20 protein-coding genes are annotated in these 19,115 nt (G+C 66.6%); 11 read left to right on the top strand and 9 right to left on the bottom strand.

Annotation, left to right across the window (positions count from 1 at the left end; translation table 11 throughout):
• Positions 1-79 precede the first annotated feature (79 nt).
• Complete coding sequence (locus LDL21_RS03965) at positions 80-3,844, top strand: multifunctional oxoglutarate decarboxylase/oxoglutarate dehydrogenase thiamine pyrophosphate-binding subunit/dihydrolipoyllysine-residue succinyltransferase subunit (RefSeq protein ID WP_225278826.1); 3,765 nt, start codon at positions 80-82, stop codon at positions 3,842-3,844.
• A 63-nt stretch (positions 3,845-3,907) separates the two neighbouring features.
• On the opposite strand, the gene LDL21_RS03960 is transcribed toward LDL21_RS03965, so the two are convergent.
• The 3 genes from LDL21_RS03960 to LDL21_RS03950 form a co-directional block, all read right to left on the bottom strand.
• Positions 3,908-4,543, bottom strand: coding sequence for a hypothetical protein (locus LDL21_RS03960; protein WP_225278825.1), 636 nt, complete (start codon positions 4,541-4,543; stop codon positions 3,908-3,910).
• A complete protein-coding gene (locus LDL21_RS03955) occupies positions 4,540-6,057 on the bottom strand; it encodes a serine/threonine-protein kinase (RefSeq protein ID WP_225278824.1) in 1,518 nt (505 codons plus the stop codon). The genes LDL21_RS03960 and LDL21_RS03955 overlap by 4 nt, the downstream gene beginning before the upstream one ends.
• Before the next feature lie 167 nt (positions 6,058-6,224).
• Entirely contained in the window at positions 6,225-6,722 is a 498-nt protein-coding gene (locus tag LDL21_RS03950) for a hypothetical protein (protein ID WP_225278823.1), read from the bottom strand.
• A gap of 165 nt (positions 6,723-6,887) precedes the next feature.
• Between LDL21_RS03950 and LDL21_RS03945 the strand changes: the two genes are divergently transcribed.
• Positions 6,888-8,024, top strand: a complete 1,137-nt coding sequence (locus LDL21_RS03945; RefSeq protein WP_225278822.1) for a hypothetical protein — start codon at positions 6,888-6,890, stop codon at positions 8,022-8,024.
• A 67-nt stretch (positions 8,025-8,091) separates the two neighbouring features.
• On the opposite strand, the gene LDL21_RS03940 is transcribed toward LDL21_RS03945, so the two are convergent.
• From LDL21_RS03940 to LDL21_RS03930, 3 genes are all read right to left on the bottom strand, one after another.
• Positions 8,092-8,556 carry a hypothetical protein gene (locus tag LDL21_RS03940; RefSeq protein WP_225278821.1) on the bottom strand — a complete coding sequence of 155 codons (465 nt, stop codon included), beginning with the start codon at positions 8,554-8,556 and terminating at the stop codon, positions 8,092-8,094.
• Positions 8,553-9,269 (bottom strand): SDR family oxidoreductase, encoded by a 717-nt coding sequence (locus LDL21_RS03935; protein WP_225278820.1) that lies wholly within the window; start codon positions 9,267-9,269, stop codon positions 8,553-8,555. The genes LDL21_RS03940 and LDL21_RS03935 overlap by 4 nt, the downstream gene beginning before the upstream one ends.
• 70 nt (positions 9,270-9,339) lie before the next feature.
• Entirely contained in the window at positions 9,340-9,534 is a 195-nt protein-coding gene (locus LDL21_RS03930) for a hypothetical protein (protein WP_225278819.1), read from the bottom strand.
• A gap of 25 nt (positions 9,535-9,559) precedes the next feature.
• Here LDL21_RS03930 and LDL21_RS03925 point away from each other — a divergent pair, with 25 nt between their 5' ends.
• Complete coding sequence (locus LDL21_RS03925; RefSeq protein ID WP_225278818.1) at positions 9,560-10,414, top strand: helix-turn-helix transcriptional regulator; 855 nt, start codon at positions 9,560-9,562, stop codon at positions 10,412-10,414.
• Between the two features lie 125 nt (positions 10,415-10,539).
• Complete coding sequence (locus LDL21_RS03920; RefSeq protein ID WP_225278817.1) at positions 10,540-10,911, top strand: ADP-ribosylation/crystallin J1; 372 nt, start codon at positions 10,540-10,542, stop codon at positions 10,909-10,911.
• Here LDL21_RS03920 and LDL21_RS03915 read toward each other — a convergent pair whose 3' ends face one another.
• A complete protein-coding gene (locus LDL21_RS03915; RefSeq protein ID WP_225278816.1) occupies positions 10,912-11,355 on the bottom strand; it encodes a hypothetical protein in 444 nt (147 codons plus the stop codon).
• Here LDL21_RS03915 and LDL21_RS03910 point away from each other — a divergent pair.
• On the top strand, positions 11,335-11,772 hold the full coding sequence (locus LDL21_RS03910) for a TetR family transcriptional regulator C-terminal domain-containing protein (RefSeq protein WP_225278815.1): 438 nt from the start codon (positions 11,335-11,337) through the stop codon (positions 11,770-11,772). The genes LDL21_RS03915 and LDL21_RS03910 overlap by 21 nt on opposite strands.
• A 91-nt stretch (positions 11,773-11,863) precedes the next feature.
• On the opposite strand, the gene LDL21_RS03905 is transcribed toward LDL21_RS03910, so the two are convergent.
• Complete coding sequence (locus LDL21_RS03905; protein WP_225278814.1) at positions 11,864-12,877, bottom strand: NAD(P)/FAD-dependent oxidoreductase; 1,014 nt, start codon at positions 12,875-12,877, stop codon at positions 11,864-11,866.
• An 82-nt stretch (positions 12,878-12,959) separates the two neighbouring features.
• Here LDL21_RS03905 and LDL21_RS03900 point away from each other — a divergent pair, with 82 nt between their 5' ends.
• The 4 genes from LDL21_RS03900 to LDL21_RS03885 all read left to right on the top strand — a co-directional run bounded on the left by LDL21_RS03900 (position 12,960) and on the right by LDL21_RS03885 (position 16,024).
• Positions 12,960-13,544 carry a helix-turn-helix domain-containing protein gene (locus LDL21_RS03900; RefSeq protein ID WP_225278813.1) on the top strand — a complete coding sequence of 195 codons (585 nt, stop codon included), beginning with the start codon at positions 12,960-12,962 and terminating at the stop codon, positions 13,542-13,544.
• A 231-nt stretch (positions 13,545-13,775) separates the two neighbouring features.
• A complete protein-coding gene (locus LDL21_RS03895) occupies positions 13,776-14,762 on the top strand; it encodes a hypothetical protein (protein WP_372462131.1) in 987 nt (328 codons plus the stop codon).
• Between the two features lie 45 nt (positions 14,763-14,807).
• Positions 14,808-15,527 carry a hypothetical protein gene (locus LDL21_RS03890; protein ID WP_225278811.1) on the top strand — a complete coding sequence of 240 codons (720 nt, stop codon included), beginning with the start codon at positions 14,808-14,810 and terminating at the stop codon, positions 15,525-15,527.
• 17 nt (positions 15,528-15,544) lie between these two features.
• A complete protein-coding gene (locus LDL21_RS03885) occupies positions 15,545-16,024 on the top strand; it encodes a hypothetical protein (protein WP_225278810.1) in 480 nt (159 codons plus the stop codon).
• Positions 16,025-16,027: 3 nt separating this feature from the next.
• On the opposite strand, the gene LDL21_RS03880 is transcribed toward LDL21_RS03885, so the two are convergent.
• Positions 16,028-16,663: a TetR/AcrR family transcriptional regulator gene (locus LDL21_RS03880; RefSeq protein ID WP_225279225.1), complete on the bottom strand. Its 636-nt coding sequence runs from the start codon at positions 16,661-16,663 to the stop codon at positions 16,028-16,030.
• Positions 16,664-16,731: 68 nt separating this feature from the next.
• Here LDL21_RS03880 and LDL21_RS03875 point away from each other — a divergent pair, with 68 nt between their 5' ends.
• A complete protein-coding gene (locus LDL21_RS03875; protein ID WP_225278809.1) occupies positions 16,732-18,285 on the top strand; it encodes a flavin-containing monooxygenase in 1,554 nt (517 codons plus the stop codon).
• Positions 18,282-19,115 carry an SDR family NAD(P)-dependent oxidoreductase gene (locus tag LDL21_RS03870; RefSeq protein WP_225278808.1) on the top strand — a complete coding sequence of 278 codons (834 nt, stop codon included), beginning with the start codon at positions 18,282-18,284 and terminating at the stop codon, positions 19,113-19,115. Before LDL21_RS03875 ends, LDL21_RS03870 begins: the two co-directional genes overlap by 4 nt.

Genomic DNA, 19,115 nt, shown 5'->3' with positions numbered 1-19,115 from the left:
GCTCGGTGAGGGCGCATCGGCAGCCATCCGCTGATACCCCTGCCGGGCACGTCACAAACGTCGCAGCGCGAAGAACGAAATGAGGCGAACACCAGCTGTGAGCAGCTCAACTTCCCAGTTCGGACAGAACCAGTGGCTAGTCGACGAGATGTATCAGAAGTTCAAACAGGACCCGTCCTCGGTCGACGCGAGTTGGCACGAGTTCCTCGCCGACTACACCCCCGAGGCCACCGACTCCGCTAACGAGCAGGCTCCCGCCGCCACCGCGCAAGCGGCGCCGCAGCAGGCTCCGAAGGCCGCACCGCAGGACCCCAAGACCGCCGTCGCGACGGCGCCCAAGCCGGCACCCGCGCCGGCTCCGGCACCCGCCCCGGCTCCGAAGCGGGAGGACGTGCGCGCACCGCAGACCACGCCTGCCCCGGTGTCGAACGCCCCGGCCACCGCGCCCGCCAAGACGAGCACGGGCACCGACGAGTCCAAGGTGCTGCGCGGTCCCGCCGCGGCCATCGCCAAGAACATGTCGGCCTCGCTGACCATCCCCACCGCCACGTCGGTGCGCGCGATCCCGGCCAAGCTGATGATCGACAACCGCCTCGTGATCAACAACCACCTGGCGCGCACCCGCGGCGGCAAGATCTCCTTCACCCACCTGCTCGGTTACGCGATCGTGCAGGCCGTGAAGTCGTTCCCGAACCTGAACCGGCACTTCGCCGAGATCGACGGCAAGCCGAACGCGGTCACCCCCGCCCACACCAACCTCGGCCTGGCCATCGACCTCGTGGGCAAGGACGGCAACCGCACGCTGGTCGTCGCCGCCATCAAGGGCACCGAGGAGATGAGCTTCGGCCAGTTCCACGCCGCCTACGAGGACATCGTCCGCCGCGCCCGTGAAGGGAAGCTCGGCGCCGAGGACTTCTCCGGTGTCACCATCTCGCTGACCAACCCCGGCACCATCGGCACCGTCCACTCGGTACCGCGCCTCATGCCGGGCCAGGGCGCGATCATCGGTGCCGGCGCCATGGAGTACCCCGCCGAGTTCCAGGGCATGAGCGACGAGCGCCTGGCCGAGATCGGCGTCGGCAAGCTGATGACGCTGACCTCCACCTACGATCACCGCATCATCCAGGGCGCCGAGTCCGGCGACTTCCTGCGCACCATCCACAACCTGCTGATCTCCGACGAGTTCTACGACGAGATCTTCCACGGCCTCGGCGTGCCGTACGAGCCGATCCGGTGGCGCAAGGACATCAGCGAGCGCGGCGTCGACAAGAGCGCTCGCGTACTCGAGCTGATCGCGGCCTACCGCAACCGCGGTCACCTGATGGCCGACACCGACCCGCTGCGCCTGGTCAAGGACAAGTTCCGCAGCCACCCCGACCTCGACGTCACCTCGCACGGCCTCACCCTGTGGGACCTGGACCGCACCTTCGACGTGGGCGGTTTCCACGGCCAGGAGCGGATGAAGCTGCGCGACGTGCTGTCGATCCTGCGCGACGCGTACTGCCGCCACGTCGGTGTGGAGTACACCCACATCCTCGAGACCGACCAGCTCAAGTGGATCCAGGACCGGGTCGAGCAGAAGCACGTCAAGCCGACGGTCGCCCAGCAGAAGTACATCCTGAACCGGCTCAACGCCGCCGAGGCGTTCGAGACCTTCCTGCAGACCAAGTACGTCGGTCAGAAGCGGTTCTCGCTCGAGGGCGCCGAAGCCGTGATCCCGATGATGGACGCCACCATCGACCAGTGCGCCGAGCACGGGCTCGACGAGGTCGTCATCGGTATGCCGCACCGCGGTCGCCTCAACGTGCTGGCCAACATCGTCGGCAAGCCGTACTCGAAGATCTTCACCGAGTTCGAGGGCAACATGAACCCGGCCGCCACCCACGGCTCGGGCGACGTGAAGTACCACCTCGGTGCGCACGGCCAGTACCTGCAGATGTTCGGCGAGAACGAGATCGAGGTGTCGCTCACCGCGAACCCCTCGCACCTGGAGGCGGTCGACCCCGTGCTCGAGGGCCTCGTGCGCGCCAAGCAGGACCTGCTGAACAAGGGCGACGGCCCCGAAGGCTTCTCGGTGATGCCGCTGATGCTGCACGGTGACGCCGCGTTCGCCGGTCAGGGCGTGGTCGCCGAGACGCTGAACCTGTCGGGTCTGCGCGGTTACCGCGTGGGCGGCACCATCCACATCGTGGTGAACAACCAGATCGGCTTCACCACCGCGCCGGAGAACAGCCGCTCCACCGAATACTCCACCGACATCGCGAAGTTCATCGGCGCGCCGATCTTCCACGTCAACGGTGACGACCCCGAGGCCTGCGACTGGGTCGCGCGCCTGGCGGTCGATTTCCGGCAGAAGTTCCGCAAGGACGTCGTCATCGACCTCGTCTGCTACCGCCGCCGCGGGCACAACGAGGGCGACGACCCCTCGATGACCCAGCCGGAGATGTACGACGTCATCGACACCAAGCGTTCGGTCCGCAAGGCCTACACCGAATCGCTGATCGGCCGTGGCGACATCTCCATGAAGGAGGCCGAGGACGCGCTGCGCGACTACCAGGGTCAGCTCGAGCGCGTGTTCAACGAGGTCCGCGAGCTGGAGAAATACGTTCCGGAGCCGTCGGAGTCCGTCGAGGACGACCAGAAGGTGCCCGCGACCGTGCAGACCGCGGTCGACAAGTCGGTGCTGCAGCGCATCGGCGACGCGTTCCTCAACACTCCCGACGGTTTCAACGTGCATCCGCGCGTGAAGCCGGTGCTGGAGAAGCGGCGTGAGATGGCCTACGAGGGCAAGGTCGACTGGGCCTTCGCCGAGTTGCTCGCGTTCGGTTCGCTGATCGACCAGGGTCACGATGTGCGCCTGACCGGTCAGGACTCGCGTCGTGGCACGTTCACCCAGCGCCACTCGGTCATCATCGACCGGATCAACGCGCAGGAGTACACCCCGCTGCACAACATCGGTTCGGAGAACCCGGGCTGGTTCGCGGTGCACGACTCGGCGCTGAGCGAATTCGCCGCTGTCGGTTTCGAATACGGCTACTCGCTGGGCAACCCCAACGCACTGGTGTTGTGGGAGGCGCAGTTCGGTGACTTCGTCAACGGCGCGCAGTCGATCATCGACGAGTTCATCTCCTCCGGTGAGGCCAAGTGGGGTCAGCTCTCCGATGTGGTGCTGCTGCTGCCGCACGGCCACGAGGGTCAGGGTCCCGACCACACCTCGGGCCGTATCGAGCGGTTCCTGCAGCTGTGCGCCGAGGGTTCGATGACCGTCGCGGTGCCGTCCACCCCGGCGAACTACTTCCACCTGCTGCGCCGCCACGCCCTCGACGGCATCCGCCGTCCGCTGATCGTCTTCACCCCGAAGTCGATGCTGCGCAACAAGGCCGTGGTGTCCGACATCAAGGACTTCACCGAGTCGAAGTTCCGTTCGGTGTTCGACGAGCCAACCTACGAATCGGGCGTCGGCGACACCGGCAAGGTCAAGCGCATCCTGCTGACCTCGGGCAAGCTCTACTACGAGCTCGCCGCGGAGAAGGCCAAGCACAAGCGCGAAGACGTGGCCATCGTCCGGATCGAGCAGCTCTACCCGATCCCGACGTACCGCCTCAACGAGGCCCTGGCCAAGTACCCCAACGCGACCGACATCGCCTGGGTCCAGGAGGAACCGGCCAACCAGGGCGCCTGGCCCTTCTTCGGCCTCAACCTCCCCGAGGTCCTCCCCGACCGCCTGGGCAAACTGCGCCGCATCTCGCGGCGCGCCATGTCGGCCCCGTCCTCGGGTTCCTCCAAGGTCCACGCCGTGGAGCAGGCCGAGATCATCGCCGAGGCCTTCGAGCCGACCGCGTAAGTCCTTCTCGCACAACGGCAAACGCCGGGTGGATCATCACGATCCGCCCGGCGTTCGCCGTTGTCAGGCCTGCAGGTTCCGCATCACCACACGGACGTGGTGTTCGGCCAACCGTCGCAGTTCGGCGCGGCTGATTCGATCGCCGTTGATCGTCAGTGTGGTGTCCACGCGCAGGTTCTCGTCGAGTACGCCGATCCGCACTTCTGTCACCGCGCGCCCGTTCTCGTGGGCACTCTCCCGGACGAAGGCGTCCTCGCCGAGCCCGGCCAGGTATTCGAAGCTCGTATTCGGATCCGAGACACGCCCGCCGACAAGATGTTTGAACCTGTCGTGCTCTCCTCGCCGGTCGCCTCCCGCCCGCGCGACATAGAAGCCCAGCGACACAGTGAGGTCACCGAAAGTGCCGGAGCAGTAGCCGGTCGACCCGAGGGGCTCGTGATCTTCCTGCTGCCACCCGGCGCTGCCGCGACGCGTGAGTTCGGCCAGATCCATCAGCTCGCAGTGATTGCCTTGCTCGAGCTCGCGGTACTTGCGCGAGGTCGGGGTGTCGATCGGTGTGCCCGGCGTCCACCGCGCGTTCGCCGCCGCTTCGTCCTCGCGCCCCAGCCACATCGCGGCGGCGATCACGGTGACCACCACGAGCGAGCAGGCCGACACTGCCGCAGCCGTCCATGACAGCGAGAACCGTCGTGGTGTCATCCGAGGCGCTCCCAGAGTATTCGGCCCTGATGCTCACAGGCCGTCACCATCTCCGAATCGTCCACCTTCGACTCCGCGGGCGTGCTCAACGTCACGGCGACGACCACGTTGTCGTCGAAGAGGCCGAGCTCGCAGGTCGGGCCGTACATGTACGGCAGTCGGCGCACGTAGAGGTAGGAGTCGTCAGCGAGCTCGAGCCGGTGGTCCACCCGGATCGTGCTGGCCCCGCCCAGACGAACCAACTCCGAGTCGTGGCGGAAGAAGGCCTCGGCGCCGTGTCCATCGTTCACGACCTTGGCAAGCACAGTGGCTGCCAAACCCCGGTAGGAGACCGAGCAGTGGTGGGACGAATATGGCTCGGAGTCAACGGATTCGGAATGGATGGGCGAATCGGGCGGCGCCCCACCGAGCTGTTCGAGCGCGGACAGATCGAGCAGGCCACAGGCGTTCGCGACACTCTGTGTGGTGTAGACCCGGGTCGGCTCGCCACGGATCAGGTCGGTAGTCGTCATCACGACGAGCAACGCGACCGTGGCGGTCGTCAGCACGGCGGTGAGCGCCGAGGGCAGGAGCGTTCGCGCGATCCGGGTCCGCCGTCGACCTGGCGAGGCGCCAGGAGCACCGGCAGCGACCGGATCGGTCGGCAACCGGCCCGGGAACGGCGCGCGGGCCCGCGGACCGCTGTCGAACGCTCTGATCGCCGCCGCGGCGAGGTCGGCGCAGCGGGCGAATCGGTCCTCCGGCCGTTTCGCCATCGCCGTCGCGATGACCGCGTCGATCGCACGCGGCAGCTCGGGTCGTAACTCGGTGGGCCGGGGCGGTGCCGCGCCCAGATGCGCGGCGATCACCGCCGCCTGATCGCCACGCGGAAACGGCGTCCGACCGGTGAGCAACTGGAACAGCGTGCAGCCGAGGGAGTAGATGTCGGCGCGATGGTCCACCGTGTGGCCGGCGAACCGTTCGGGTGCCGCGTAGGCGAAGGTGGCGGCCATCGCCGACAGCGTGACGGTGTCATCGAGACTGCGGGCGATCCCGAAGTCGGTGAGCAGCGCGGTTTCCTGTCCTGCGTGGTCGCGTTCGATCAGTAGGTTGGCCGGTTTCACGTCGCGGTGCAGCACCCCGTGCGCGTGCGCGAAATCCAGTCCGGCGGCGGCACCATGGATCAGCCGCAGAGCACGGTCCGGGGCGATCCCGGCGGGATCGGTCTGGAGCAATCCGATCGCGTCACCACCGTCGACGTATTTCATCGACAGCCACAACACCGGATCCGTGGGACCGCTGCGGTCGTATACCGGCACGATATTGGGGTGTTCGAGTCGAGCGGCCAGCGTCGCCTCTCGTTCGAAGGCGTTGCGCGCCTTGGCGTCGGTGGATATCCCGTCACCGAGCACCTTCAGTGCGACCCGCCGCCGCAGGCGAGGGTGCTCCGCGAGGTACACCGACCCCATGCCACCCGCGCCGAGCAGTCGTTCGATCACATATCCGGCGAACACCGTCCCGGGCTCCACCGCCACCCCGACCCCACCTCCGCTTCACCCGCCGCACCCTGAGCGGAACTGAGGGCCCACCCGATCACGGATGAATCTAAGGGCAGTCGGGCGGTCGGGCAACCGTCTCACTGCGGCGGAACACGCCCCAGCAGGGGCGGATCCGGTCGGCTCCGCCCCTGCTGCTGTCCGTTCTATCCGTTGAGGGTGATCCAGGCCCGGCCCGAAAGCTGTTCCAGGTCATAGTGCTGTGGGTAGGTGTCGGAGGTGGCGACGATCTTCGCCTCGACCCGGCCGGGGCCGGGGCCCATGCCGAAACCGGTGATCACCCCGTCGGGCGCCTGTTCGATGACGCCGTTGGCGTCGACCCGGTGGGACTGACTGTTCTCACGACCGGTGTCGAGGTTCTTCCACCGCACCGAGATCCGGTACGGCTGGCAGTGCTGTCCGTCCTGAATGATTTTCACGCGAACACCGAGGTGCCCGGCCTGTGGCTGGGGCACGGTTTCCGCGTTGACGATGGCCGAGCATCCTCCCGGCACCCGGACGAGTGTCGGTACGAATCGGACGACCTGATCCGACGGCAATGCCGCCGCCGGACCACTGAACCCGACGAGCGCGGTAACGGCCGCTGCGGCGGCCACCCCGACCTGAACCGAAACCCGTTGACCTTGCTTGCTTTTCAGACTCATGCTCCGAAATTCGCGACTCGCGCGGAGATCGTTAACCACCGTAATGGTCTCGATGTGACAACAGCGCCGGAGACCTGGGTCACAGAGTTCTCTCAGGCATGCGGCACTGCGCACTCACTGTTGCGCAGTAGTGTCCGCAGCGAACTACCGGATTGGAGACAACAGGTGAGCGGACGCAACGGATTTCTGCTGCTCGGCGGGATCTCGTCGGTCGGGGCGGGGGCGGTGCACTTCCTGGCCGCCGGAATGCACACCGAACACGCCACACTGGCGCGGCTGATGGTCGTGCTCGCCGCGACGCAATGCGCCGTCGGACTGACGGTGCTGCTGAGTGATCGCAAGATCGTCGTGTCCGCGCTGGCCGCCGTGAACGCGTTCGCGGTTGCGGTGTGGGCGTTCACCCGTTTCGCCGATATCCCGTGGGTCACCGGGCTGACAGCGGAGGCACCGGCCGTCGCCGATACCGTGTGCGCGGCGCTGGGTGCGCTCGCTGTCCTCGGTGCGGCCGTCGCACTGGTGCGGCCCGGCGCGACCCTGCCGCCCATGCGGTCCGGGTTCGCGGCCGCGGCCGTCGGTGTGCTGGCGCTGGCGGCCATGCTCAACGGTGTCGGGCATGTGCACAGCCACGGCGACAGCGACGATCACGCGCACGCGGCGGGCGAGGACCACGGTGACTCCTGGCCTCGGGCGTTCGATCCGGGCAAGCCGATCGATATCTCCGGCGTCCCGGGCGTCACCGCCGAACAGGAGCAGCGCGCGACGGCCCTGATCCAGAACACCCTCGCGAAACTGCCCGCCTTCGCCGACGTCACCACCATCGGCGCACTCGGCTTCCGCTCGATCGGCGATGCCGCCACCGGCTACGAGCACTGGATCAACACCGGCTACATCCGCGACGACAGCTTCCTCGACCCGACGCGACCGGAATCGCTGGTCTACCGGGTCGACGGCCAGAACCGCACCCTGGTGTCGGCCATGTACATGGCCAAGGGCAAGAAGATCGACGACCCTGCCCTCACCGATTACGCGGGCCCGCTGATGCAGTGGCACGTGCACGACAACCTGTGCTGGAAGGCAGGCGACAACGGCCCCCAGGTCGCCGGCGTGACCGACGAGCAGGGCAACTGCCCGCCGAACTCGATCAACCCCGGCGCGGGCAACCCGATGGTGCACGTATGGATCGCCCCGCACGAATGCGGCCCGTTCGCGGCGCTGGAAGGTCACGGCGCCGGGCAGGCGGCCACGGACGGTCGACGCACCGACACCTGCGGCGGCCACGACCACGGCGGCGGCCACAAGTAGGACCGCTTTCCCCAGGCCGGAGGTCCGCAGGTCCGATTCCCGGCAAGCGCGCCTCGACTGCCGATGGTCAGCGGGCTTGCAATCCGCGGCGCAGCGCGTCGATGGTGGTCTCCGGAGAAGTGTTGAAGCAGAACCGAATTCCCGGCGCGATCTCGGTCGCCACATTGATCAGGCGTTCGAACAGCACGGTGTGCTCGGGTGCCATCCGCACCCCGGCGCCGATCATCGCGACCCCGAACGGCCTGCCCGTCGCGCAGTCCCGCAGCGTCGCCTCGGCGGCGTCGGGGTCTGCCGGGACCTGGCAGGTGACGATGTCGAAACCCGCTTCGCGCAAGGCGTTCTCGCCTGCCGCGATACGGGCGGTGAGGGTCGCTTCGTCGAGCTGCGGGTACCGGCTGTAGTCGACGGCGCTGGGGTGCAGGCCGATCGAGAGCACGGTGTCGGATTTCTGGTCGGCCACTGCGTCCTCCGTTGTCATCAGATAGGCGGCTACTACCAGCACCGCCGCAGCGAGCACGGCGCCGAACTTCACCACGGTGCGGTGCCGGTGCGGTCCACGAATGCGCCGGTGGGTCCGTCGGGGCCGATCGTCGCCATGGCCACGATCGCATCGGTGCCCTCGGTGACAGTCTGGAAACCACTGTGCCCGTTGAGGTCGGTCGCCGTATAGCCGGGATCTACGGCGTTGACCTTCATCGTGTCGAGTTCGCTCGCGTACATGACGGTGAGCATGTTCAGCGCGGCCTTGGTGCTCGGGTAGCCGAGGGCCGGTGGCAGCAGGCCTGCCCACTTCGGGTCGGTGATGGTGGCGATCGAGCCGATGCCGCTGGAAACCATCACGATGCGTGGATGCCCGGACAGGCGCAGCAGCGGCAGGAACGCGTTGGTCACCCGAATGGGGCCGAAGACATTGGTCTCGAACACCTCGCGCAGGTCGTCGGGCCTGGTCTCGCTCGGTGCGGTGCGTGGGCCCCCGATGGCCGCGTTGTTGATCAGCACATCGAGGCGGCCCGCTTCGGATTTCACGGCGTCCACCGCGGCCATGACGGAGTCGTCGGAGGTCACGTCCAGCGCGACGAACCTGACGTCGACACCGGTCGCGGCGAGTTCGGCGGCGGCCGCCGTACCGCGCCCGGTGTCGCGGGCGGCGAGGAACACCTGCCGACCCGAGCCCGCCAGCCGGCGAACCGTTTCGCGACCGAGTCCCTTGTTTGCCCCGGTCACCAGGGCGATTGTCTGTGTCATGCATCCAGATTCACGCCACGGCGAGCCACGCTCCAGTGCCGGAGAGGCATAGGACGCGCGGTACCACGCCCTAACGAGCGAGAACTGGCGAAGCGACCCGCGCACCGGCGACGCGGATGCCGCGCAGCAGCAGGATCGCCGCGATCACCACCACCGGAGCGGGCGTCGGCTCCACGACGACGGCGCACACCACACACGCCGGGCTTCGAGGTCCCCAGCCGAGCACCGCCCACGCGAGGAATTCGGGTGGGATTCGCGGTACCACCCCGCCACCACCGGCCTGCGGCACCATGGAAAACGTGGACAGAGCGGAATTGGCGACGGTACTGCGCGGTGCGCGCTCCCGGCTCTCGCCCGTCGATGTCGGCCTGCCCGCCGGAGCCTGCCGACAGGTGCGCGGGCTGCGGCGCGAGGAGGTGGCGAGCCTGGCCGGCGTGAGTGTCGATTACATCGTTCGCCTCGAACAAGGGCGTGGACCCAAGCCGTCCGATCAGGTACTCGGAGCACTCACCAGGGCGCTGCGGCTCACCGATGTCGACCGGGATCTGGTCTACCGGCTCGCCGGCTCCGAACCACCGCAGGCGGGGCGGATTCCGATGGTCATCCGGCCGAGCGTCCAGCGGCTGCTGGATCGGCTCACCGACCTTCCGGTGCTCGTCCTGTCCGCGAAATCCGACATCCTCGCCTGGAATTCACTGTCGGCCGCGCTGCTGGGCGACTTCTCCGCCATCCCGCCCGAGCAGCGGAACATCATGTGGCAGCGCTTCCTCGGCACCGGTATGAGCCGCGTCGTCATGACACCGGAGGAGGCCGACAGCAACGCCGCCGCCTGCGTCGGCTGCCTGCGTGCCGTCAAGGCCACCTACCCCGACGACCCCGACCTCACCCGCCTGCTCACCGAACTACGCACGCGCAGCGAGGAATTCGAGTCCCACTGGCAAGCAGGTCGTTCCAGCACCATGCACAGCCTCACCAAAACCATCGCCCACCCCGACCTGGGCACCCTCACCCTCGACTGCGACGCCATGCACGTGCCCCACACCGACCAAACCATCGTCATCTACTCCGCACCGCCCAACACCCCCACCGCCACAGCCCTCGACCTCCTCCGCGTGACCGGCCTCGAAACCTTCGGCCCGAGATAGGCGAAAGTCGTTGCGCCGCAGTCGATTCGACAGGAACGGGATCTACCGAGCCGAATATGAGGTGCTCCGGCGACGAGACCCGGGATAGGGTGCGTGCTGGTGCGCGCTCCGACGAGGGAGCAACGATGAGCACGCCGAGGACAACGACGCTGTGGCGACCGACAGGGCCTGCGGAGTTGACGCTGGTCGCCGAATCCGGTTGGCGGAGCTGGCCTCCCAGGCTGCCGGATCAGCCGATCTTCTATCCGGTGCTCAACGAGGCGTACGCGGTACTCATCGCGCGGGACTGGAATGTTCCGGCCTCCGGCGCGGGGTACGTGACGCGATTCGAGGTCCGCACGGACTTCCTCGACAACTACCAGGTTCAGCAGGCCGGTGGACGAGAGATCCTCGAATACTGGATCCCGGCAAAGGATCTCACCGAGTTCAACCGCAATATCGTCGGGGCGATCGAGGTGGTGCGGCGATTTCCCGAGGATGCGCCGATACCGGGGTGATCAGGGTTCGGAGTGCTGCTTCGGGATCGCGGCCTTGATGGCGCCGATGGCGGTTTGTGGGTCGTCGGCCCAGAAGGCGATGGTCGACGAGGTCAGGTCGCCCTGCGGTGTGGAGAAGGTGTGGGGCGCGGCCAGTTCCAGGCGGATGTTGGTGGAACTGCCGACCGGGAGGGCGATGGTTCCATTTGCTGTGCGGTGCAACGACTTCGATTCGTCGTAGCCGCGCATGTCGGGGCGCACAGCGCGCAGGGCGGAGAGGGGGATCGCGAGTTCTGTGCGGCGCAGGTAGCGAACGCGTAGGTGGGCGGGGGTGAGGACGTGCGGGTACACGTGATGAGCGGCGAGCAGGCCGAGCATCCACAGCAGTCCCCAGATGCCGAGTGCCAGTGCGGCCAGGCGGACCGGCGCCCACGGAATGATCAGGTGCACAGCGGGAATCTCCACCGCACTGACCACGACGAACGCCCAAAGGATGGCCGAGATGGCATCGCGGGCAGAATCGGCGAGCGCATCACCGCCGCGGGCCCCGACCCCGGCCTGCACCAGATCCTCACCGCCCTCCTCCCCACCGACGCCGAATCCACCGCCGACACCCGCACCCTGATCGGCTACCTGGCCTTCGCCTCGGTCCGCCCCCACATCGCCGAAACCCTGGCAACCAACGGCCGAGGCTTCCGCGACCACATCGCGACACTGCTCCCCTACCACCCCGAGCCGACGAAGGCAGCCAGCGCTTTGCTGGCTCTCCTCGACGGCCTGGCCCTACACGTCACCGTCGGCCAGATCTCCGCCGACGACGCACGCGCACTGATGACCAGCGCCATCGACGAAGCTCTCGCACGACGCTCGCGTGGGCGATGAGCAGAGGCGACGAGCCCGCTCCCGCTGCACGTTCGGCAATGGCCGATGACCAGCAGTCCCGGCGCACCGTTCGATGCGCCGGGGCCGGAACTCATCCAGTGACAGCGGCGCCTTCCGAAGCCCGGAGCCGCGCGACAGCCTCGGCGGTGTCAACCATCACCAGCTCCGCGTTGATCTGCGCACCCGCCATCGCACCAGCCGCCGCGGCGGCGCCGACCTGAGCCATCGGGTCGGTGGCGTTGCCTGCGATCCACACGCCGGGGACCGAGGTGCGGCCCATGGGGTCGGCCGGGATGTGGTCGCCGACCCCGCTCGGATGGGGTTCGGGGGTGAGGCCGAAGTCGGTGAGGAAGGTGGCGCGGGTGCTGAAGCGGGGGCCGACGACCAGGGCGTCCCGGTCGATCACGCTGCCGTCGGCAAGCCGGACGCCACTCAGCTTTCCGCCGTCGGCGAGCACCTCGACCACCTCGCCGTCGACCACGCGAACACCCCGTGCGGCAAGCTTTTCCGCGTCTTCGTCAGTCGCCGGAGCCGTGTGCGACAGGAACACGATGTCGTCGGTCAACTGGGTGAACAGCAGCGCCTGATGGACAGCCATCGGGCCGGTCGCCAGGACCGCGATCCGCTGATCGCGCACCTCCCAGCCGTGGCAGTACGGGCAGTGCAGCACGTCGTGCCCCCAGCGTTCGCGGAGCCCGGCGATCGGCGGCAACTCGTCGGCGAGCCCGGTGGTGACGAGGATCCGCCGTGCGAAGACGGACCGGCCGTCCGCCAACTCCACCCGGAATTCGTGGGAGGCGTCGTCGTTTCCGGACGGATCGGTGGAGGCGGAGTCGCCGACACGGTCGACAGCGACCACCTCGCCGGTCACCACTTGGCCCCCGTACCCACGCACCTCCTCGCGTCCGAGCGCAACCAGCTCCAGCGGCGGCATCCCCTCCCGCCCCAGCAGCCCGTGCACCCCGTCGGCGGGCGCATTGCGCGGCGCACCGGCATCGATCACCAGCACCGATCGCCGCTGCCGCGCAAGCATCAACGCACCGTTCAGCCCGGCGGCACCCCCGCCGATCACCACCACGTCGTAGGACTCGTTCAGCTCTGTCATGTCGACCTCCTTCGGGAATTCACAGTGCACCAACGGACGAAAAACTGGCAAGCATGTTTGCCGCTATGGCAAACTGGTTGGCATGGACGACCTCGAACAGACCCTCGACTCGGTCGGCCCCCGTCTGCGCGCCCTGCGCAAACAGCGCCAGACCACCCTCGCCGACCTGTCCACCGAGACCGGGATCTCGGTGAGCACCCTGTCGCGCCTGGAATCGGGCGACCGCAAACCCACCCTGGAACTGCTGCTCCCCCTGGCCAAGGCCCACGGCGTGACCCTCGACGAACTAGTCGACGCCCCACCCACCGGCGACCCACGCATCCACCTACGCCCGGTGACCAGGCACGGCATGACGATGCTCCCGCTCACCAAACGCGCGGGCGGTATCCAGGCCTACAAGATCGTCATCCCCCCGGGCGCACGCGACCGGCCCGACACACCCCAAACACATGAGGGCTACGAATGGCTCTACGTTCTCAACGGCCGTCTACGCCTGATCCTCGGCGACCACGATATCGTCCTCACCCCCGGCGAGGCAGCCGAATTCGACACCCACGTCCCGCACTGGTTCGGCGCGGCCGACAACCAGCCCGTCGAGTTCCTCAGCCTGTTCGGCAAACAGGGCGAACGCGCCCACTTCCGCGCCCGCCACAAGAGCTCCGACTGACGGAGCGATCATGGCTTAGTATCGCTGCGAGATCTATAGGGGGGTGGGCCCAGTGTCCTTGCGATGCAACATTGTTCAGACCTGTCTCCGTCCAGCTTCGGAGGCACTGTGAACAACGTAACGGTCGACACATCCCGACTCAGGGGATTCCAGCTCGACCTCCAGGACATCGGCGCGAACGCATCGTCTAACGCCGCCCGCTTCACGTCCGCGATCGTCCTTCCGACTGGTGTGTCGGGACTTCTCGCGAACCTGACGGGGCCGCTGGAGAAGTTCAGCAGCGCGCATTCCGCCGCGCTGCAAGCCGATACGACCACGATGGACACGCTCGGCACGAATCTGTCGACGTCGGCGACGTCGTACCAGTCCACCGACGAGGGATCCGCAGCAGCGCTCGCGGCTACCGGCGATTTCGCCGCCGGGGCTCCCGACACCACCGGCACCACCCGATTCGGCGGCATCCAACTGCCCAACCTCCCTGAGGTCACCGACGACCAGTTCACCCTGAAACAATTGGTGACATCGACGATCTTGCAACTGTCACCCTATGACGAGCCGCTGAGCGTCGCGCTGGGCATCAAGCCGACCGAGGAATACCTCACGCCGCTGCTCGCGGACTGGGAGTCGATCGAGACGATCGGCAGACGGATCGCCATGCTGGGCACCAACGACTACGTCGCCGCGCAGAACGTCATCAATGGGTCGAACTGGCTGACGTCGGACTGGACCGGAGTAGCCGCTCAGTCGTTCACCGCCACCTCGAGCACTCTCGGGCAGACGATGGGCGTGCGCAGCACCGACTTGGAAAGTACCTCGAAGATCGTCGAGAACGGCGGTCTGTGCCTGGAACGTCTCGTCTACAACCAGACGACGGATCTCACCAGCCGAATCCTGCAGACCATCGCCTACCAGGACGCCTCCTTCCCACTCGGCGCATGGGCCGCGCAGGTGAACGATCCGCTGCCGACAGGCCTGAAGTCGCAGATCACCACGGGCACAGACGAATTGAAAACCGCAGCGGATGCGCGCAAGAACGCGATTATTACCATTCTCGACAAGCTCTCGACCGCACTGGACTACTCGTCAGGGCGAACAGCGCCGGTCTACAACCCGGGCGATTTCGAGCTGCCGGACAAGGTGGTCGCCGATCCCGGTTCGCGTCGTTACGGCATCGGGAACACGATGTGGTGGGAGGAGAGCGGCGACGACCGCGTGTGACATCAGCCCATCGACCCACCAGAACTCGCAGCATGAAGGACTCCGATGTCACCACAGATCCCGCCTATGCCGACCCCGCCGAAGCCCGACTCCGGGGCGGGCGGCCACGGTTCGCAGCCAATCTACAGCCGCGCAGACGATCTCATCTTCTTCAACGTCGCCTTGCGCGCACAGCTGGCGGCCGACGCCGCCGGCCTCACTCACGCGGCGGCAGGCATGCGCCACTACCTCGCCAATTCCGGCGACGATTTCACGATCAGCCCGGATGAAGCCATGAACGATCTACCCGGACTGAAGGATTGGGCAGACAAGGTCGTCACACACGCGGTCAGCCAGGTCGCCAACAACCCGGCCAACCATAACCAGACCGTCGCGTTCACCTCCGAGTGGCTGGACTACTACATCAGCCAGGAGGCGAGTCAGGACTGGTTCCTCGCGATGGCCGGGGTCGAGGTCTCCGCAACCGGCGTCGTAACAACGACACCGGCGGAATCCGGCGGCCGACCTCGCATTTCGATGAGTTATCAGGTACACCTGTTTGATCGGTACAACTGGGATGGCGGAAAGGCCGTCGAAATCTTGGGAATCGAAATCACCGACGCTCGGATGGGCGCGTTGCACACGGCGGGTCTGGCCAAGGAATTCGATCAGTACGGCACGTCGACCGCCCAGCAGTTCGAGGGCGAGCTGCCCGTTACGGGAACACTCGACCTGCCGGGGCCAGCCGGGGGGCGCGGCGGCACGCGATCGGACCCAAGCCGGTGAGCGCGGTAATGCCCCGCGTGGCGAAGCTCTCGAACCGGATGTTCGCGACTGTCATTATCGGACTGTCGGTAGCCGGATGCACCGGACCGGTCGTCGTTCGGGAACAGGAGCCTCCCATCTCGTCGGCCAGCCCCGAACTCGTAGCAGAAGCCACGGAATTCGGGGACTGGTCGTTGCCCCCGGAGGGCGAGGTGTTACTCGTACGGAAACAAGCCCTCGACGACCCCACATACAATCTCGTTGTCGAGACCTCACCGACCGGCTTGGCTTGGATGCTGGAGCAGTCGAAGTACAGCGCACCATTCGAGAAGAGGTATTCGATCGACCCTGATCTCGATGCGGTGATCGCGGGACCATCGTTGGAGACCTCACCGAACGTGGTGAAAGCGCAGGATCTTTTCGTCTCGAAGGAGGGCGATTCCATGATCCGCGATGTGATAGTGGACGAGCGAACCGCCGAACTCCGGATAGTCCACCTCGAGTTCCGAGGGCAGTAGAACTCAGCCTCGCAGCGCGGTGATCAACGCGGGACTCAAGGCCAGCGCCGGGAGGGATTCCACCAGCAAGTCCACCAAGTGTTCACGGCTGATGGGCTTTTCGACCATCCAGGTCAGAATCGTCTCCTCCACGAACGCGATCCAGCCGCGGATCGCGAGGGTGAGTCGCGCCAGGTCGGGGTCGTCGGGCGGCAGCGGCAGTTCGCTGACGATGAGATCGGCGATGGCGCCGCGGGTCTCGTTGACGTAGTCGGTCATGTCGGGGGTGCGGCTGGCGGGTCCGCGCAACACCGAGTGGTAGGCCGCGGAATGGCCGATGGCGTAGTCGACGAACCGTTCGATCGAATCGCGCAGCATGTCGAACAGCGACAACTCGCGGTCGGGCATCACGGCGGTGTAGAACTCGGTGCTCACGTGCCGCGCGATCGCCTCGTGGAACTCCTGCTTGGAGGCGAAGTAGTGGAACAGCAGACCCCGTGAGATGCCCGCCTGCTTGGCGATGTCGTCGACCGAGATGTCCTCGAGCGGTCGATCGGCCAGCATCTCGGCGCCGAGGTGGATCAGCTGCAGTCGCCGCTCCTCCGGGCCGAGCCGGACACGCTTGGTCGCTCCCGAACTTCTGCTACTCACATCGACCATCCTAGCCACTACTGAACTATGCTCAATAGCTGTTGACTCCGGCTCAATAGCGACGTAGTCTGCATTACATGAGTCGCAAGGTTACAGACAACGTTGTCGAACCCCGAACCGTCGACAACCGCGCCCGCCACGTGAAGACGATCATCATCGGCAGCGGTTTCGCCGGTCTCGGCCTGGCCATCCGCCTGTCCCAGCAGGGTCGCGAGGACTTCCTCGTGCTCGAGCGGGGCAGCGAGGTCGGCGGCACCTGGCGTGACAACACCTATCCGGGCGCCGCCTGCGACGTGCCTTCGCACCTGTACTCGTACTCCTTCGCGCTGAACCCGGACTGGACCCGCTCGTTCTCGCGCCAGGGCGAGATCCAGGCCTACATCAAGAGCGTCGCGGAGCGCTACGACGTGCTCGACCGGCACGTCTTCGACTGCGACGTGCGCCGCGTGCACTGGAACAACGAGACCAGCCGCTGGGAGATCAGCTCCACGCAGGGCGAATTCACCGCCGACACCGTCGTCAGCGCGGTCGGCGCCCTCTGCGAGCCCGCGCTGCCCGACATCAAGGGCATCAACGAGTTCGAGGGCGAGATCTTCCACTCCGCGCAGTGGAACCACGACGCCGACCTCACCGGCAAGCGCGTCGCCGTGATCGGCACCGGCGCCTCGGCGATCCAGATCGTGCCCGCCATCGCGGACAAGGTCGCCACCCTCGACGTCTACCAGCGCACCGCCCCCTGGCTGCTGCCGCGGATGGACCGCCCCTACCTGCTGCCGGAACGCCTGGCGTTCAAGCACATTCCGGGCGTGCAGCGCCTCAGCCGCGCCGCCATCTACGCCGCGCGCGAGACCCAGGTCGTCGGCCTGGCCAAGTTCCCGGTGCTGATGAAGGGCTTCGAAGCCCTCTCGCGCGCCAAGCTGCAGCTCGAGATCCGCGACCCCGAACTGCGCAAGAAGGTCACCCCGAACTACCGGATCGGCTGCAAGCGCATGCTGATCTCCAACGAGTACTACCCGGCGCTCGATCGCGACAATGTCGACGTGATCACCGACGGCATCGCCGAGGTGAAGCCGGGCTCGATCGTCACCGAGGACGGCACCGAGCGCGAGATCGACGCCCTGATCGTGGCCACCGGCTTCCACGTCACCGATTCGCCGACCTACAACAACATCGTCGGCCGCGACGGGCGCACCCTGTCGGAGGTGTTCGACGAGATCGGCCAGCAGGCCTACAAGGGTTCGGCGATCGCGAACTTCCCGAATATGTTCTTCCTGGTCGGCCCGAATGTGGGCCTGGGGCACACCTCGATGGTGTACATGATCGAATCGCAGATCAATTACGTCAGCGATGCCCTGGCTACCATCGACAAACTCGGCCTGAAAACTGTCGAGGTACGCGAAGACATTCTGCGCGAGTACAACACCGGCTTGCAGAACAAGCTCGCCAAGTCGGTCTGGAATACCGGCGGCTGCGCCAGCTGGTACCTCGACAAGCACGGCAACAACACCACCCTGTGGCCGGACTTCACGTTCGAATTCCGCAGGATCACAAAGCATTTCGACGTTTCCGCCTACAATACGACAACCGCAGACGCCCCCGGCGCCGATCTGAAAGTGGTGGCAGCACAGTGAGCAAAGATGCTTACTTCACGAACAAGGTATGTGTGATCACCGGTGCCGGCTCCGGCATCGGGCGCGCGCTGGCCGAGAACCTGGCCAAGCGCGGCGCCAAGCTGGCACTGAGCGATATCGACACCGAAGGCCTGGCCGAGACCGTCCGGCTGTGCGAGGCACTGGGCGCGCAGGTGAAGTCCGACCGGCTCAACGTGGCCGAGCGCGAGGCTTTCCTGGTCTACGCCGACTCGGTGAAGCAGCACTTCGGCGTGGTGCACCAGGTGTACAACAACGCGGGCATCGCCTACCACGGCGACGTGGTGAAGACCGAGTTCAAAGACATCGAACGCATCATGGACGTGGACTTCTGGGGTGTCGTCAACGGCACCAAGGCGTTCCTGCCGATGCTGATCGAGTCCGGTGACGGCCACGTGGTCAACGTGTCGAGCCTGTTCGGTCTGGTCACCGTGCCGGGCCAGGCGGCCTACAACTCGGCCAAGTTCGCGGTGCGCGGCTTCACCGAGGCGCTGTACCAGGAGATGAAGGTCTCGAAGACGCCCGTGCAGGTCACCTGCGTGCATCCCGGCGGCATCAAGACCGCCGTCGCCCGCAACGCCACCTACGCCGAGGGCATCGACAAGGCCAACACCGCGTCGCTGTTCGACAAGTACCTGGCGATCCACAGCCCGGAGATGGCCGCGCAGACCATCACCGAGGGTGTGCGCAAGGGTCACGCGCGCGTGCTGATCGGCTGGGAGGCCAAGGTGCTCGACGTGAGCGTGCGCTTCCTGGCTTCGGGCTACAACCGGATCTCGGCCGCTGTCAACGGCCGCTTCATGCCGCACTGA

Origin of the sequence: Nocardia rosealba, from assembly GCF_020216065.1 — a bacterium.
Classification (GTDB): domain Bacteria; phylum Actinomycetota; class Actinomycetes; order Mycobacteriales; family Mycobacteriaceae; genus Nocardia; species Nocardia rosealba.
Note: the sequence above shows the minus strand (reverse complement) of the source record. Positions and strands in the feature narration are given on the sequence as shown.

What these genes read in the sequence shown, in the direction of transcription:
- LDL21_RS03935 (WP_225278820.1), bottom strand. Translation starts at nt 9,269, where the DNA reads ATGACACAGACAATCGCCCTGGTGACCGGGGCAAACAAGGGACTCGGT.
- LDL21_RS03875 (WP_225278809.1), top strand. Translation starts at nt 16,732, where the DNA reads ATGAGTCGCAAGGTTACAGACAACGTTGTCGAACCCCGAACCGTCGAC.
- LDL21_RS03950 (WP_225278823.1), bottom strand. Translation starts at nt 6,722, where the DNA reads ATGAGTCTGAAAAGCAAGCAAGGTCAACGGGTTTCGGTTCAGGTCGGG.
- LDL21_RS03920 (WP_225278817.1), top strand. Translation starts at nt 10,540, where the DNA reads ATGAGCACGCCGAGGACAACGACGCTGTGGCGACCGACAGGGCCTGCG.
- LDL21_RS03925 (WP_225278818.1), top strand. Translation starts at nt 9,560, where the DNA reads ATGGAAAACGTGGACAGAGCGGAATTGGCGACGGTACTGCGCGGTGCG.
- LDL21_RS03905 (WP_225278814.1), bottom strand. Translation starts at nt 12,877, where the DNA reads ATGACAGAGCTGAACGAGTCCTACGACGTGGTGGTGATCGGCGGGGGT.
- LDL21_RS03965 (WP_225278826.1), top strand. Translation starts at nt 80, where the DNA reads ATGAGGCGAACACCAGCTGTGAGCAGCTCAACTTCCCAGTTCGGACAG.
- LDL21_RS03960 (WP_225278825.1), bottom strand. Translation starts at nt 4,543, where the DNA reads ATGACACCACGACGGTTCTCGCTGTCATGGACGGCTGCGGCAGTGTCG.
- LDL21_RS03900 (WP_225278813.1), top strand. Translation starts at nt 12,960, where the DNA reads ATGGACGACCTCGAACAGACCCTCGACTCGGTCGGCCCCCGTCTGCGC.
- LDL21_RS03890 (WP_225278811.1), top strand. Translation starts at nt 14,808, where the DNA reads ATGTCACCACAGATCCCGCCTATGCCGACCCCGCCGAAGCCCGACTCC.
- LDL21_RS03880 (WP_225279225.1), bottom strand. Translation starts at nt 16,663, where the DNA reads ATGGTCGATGTGAGTAGCAGAAGTTCGGGAGCGACCAAGCGTGTCCGG.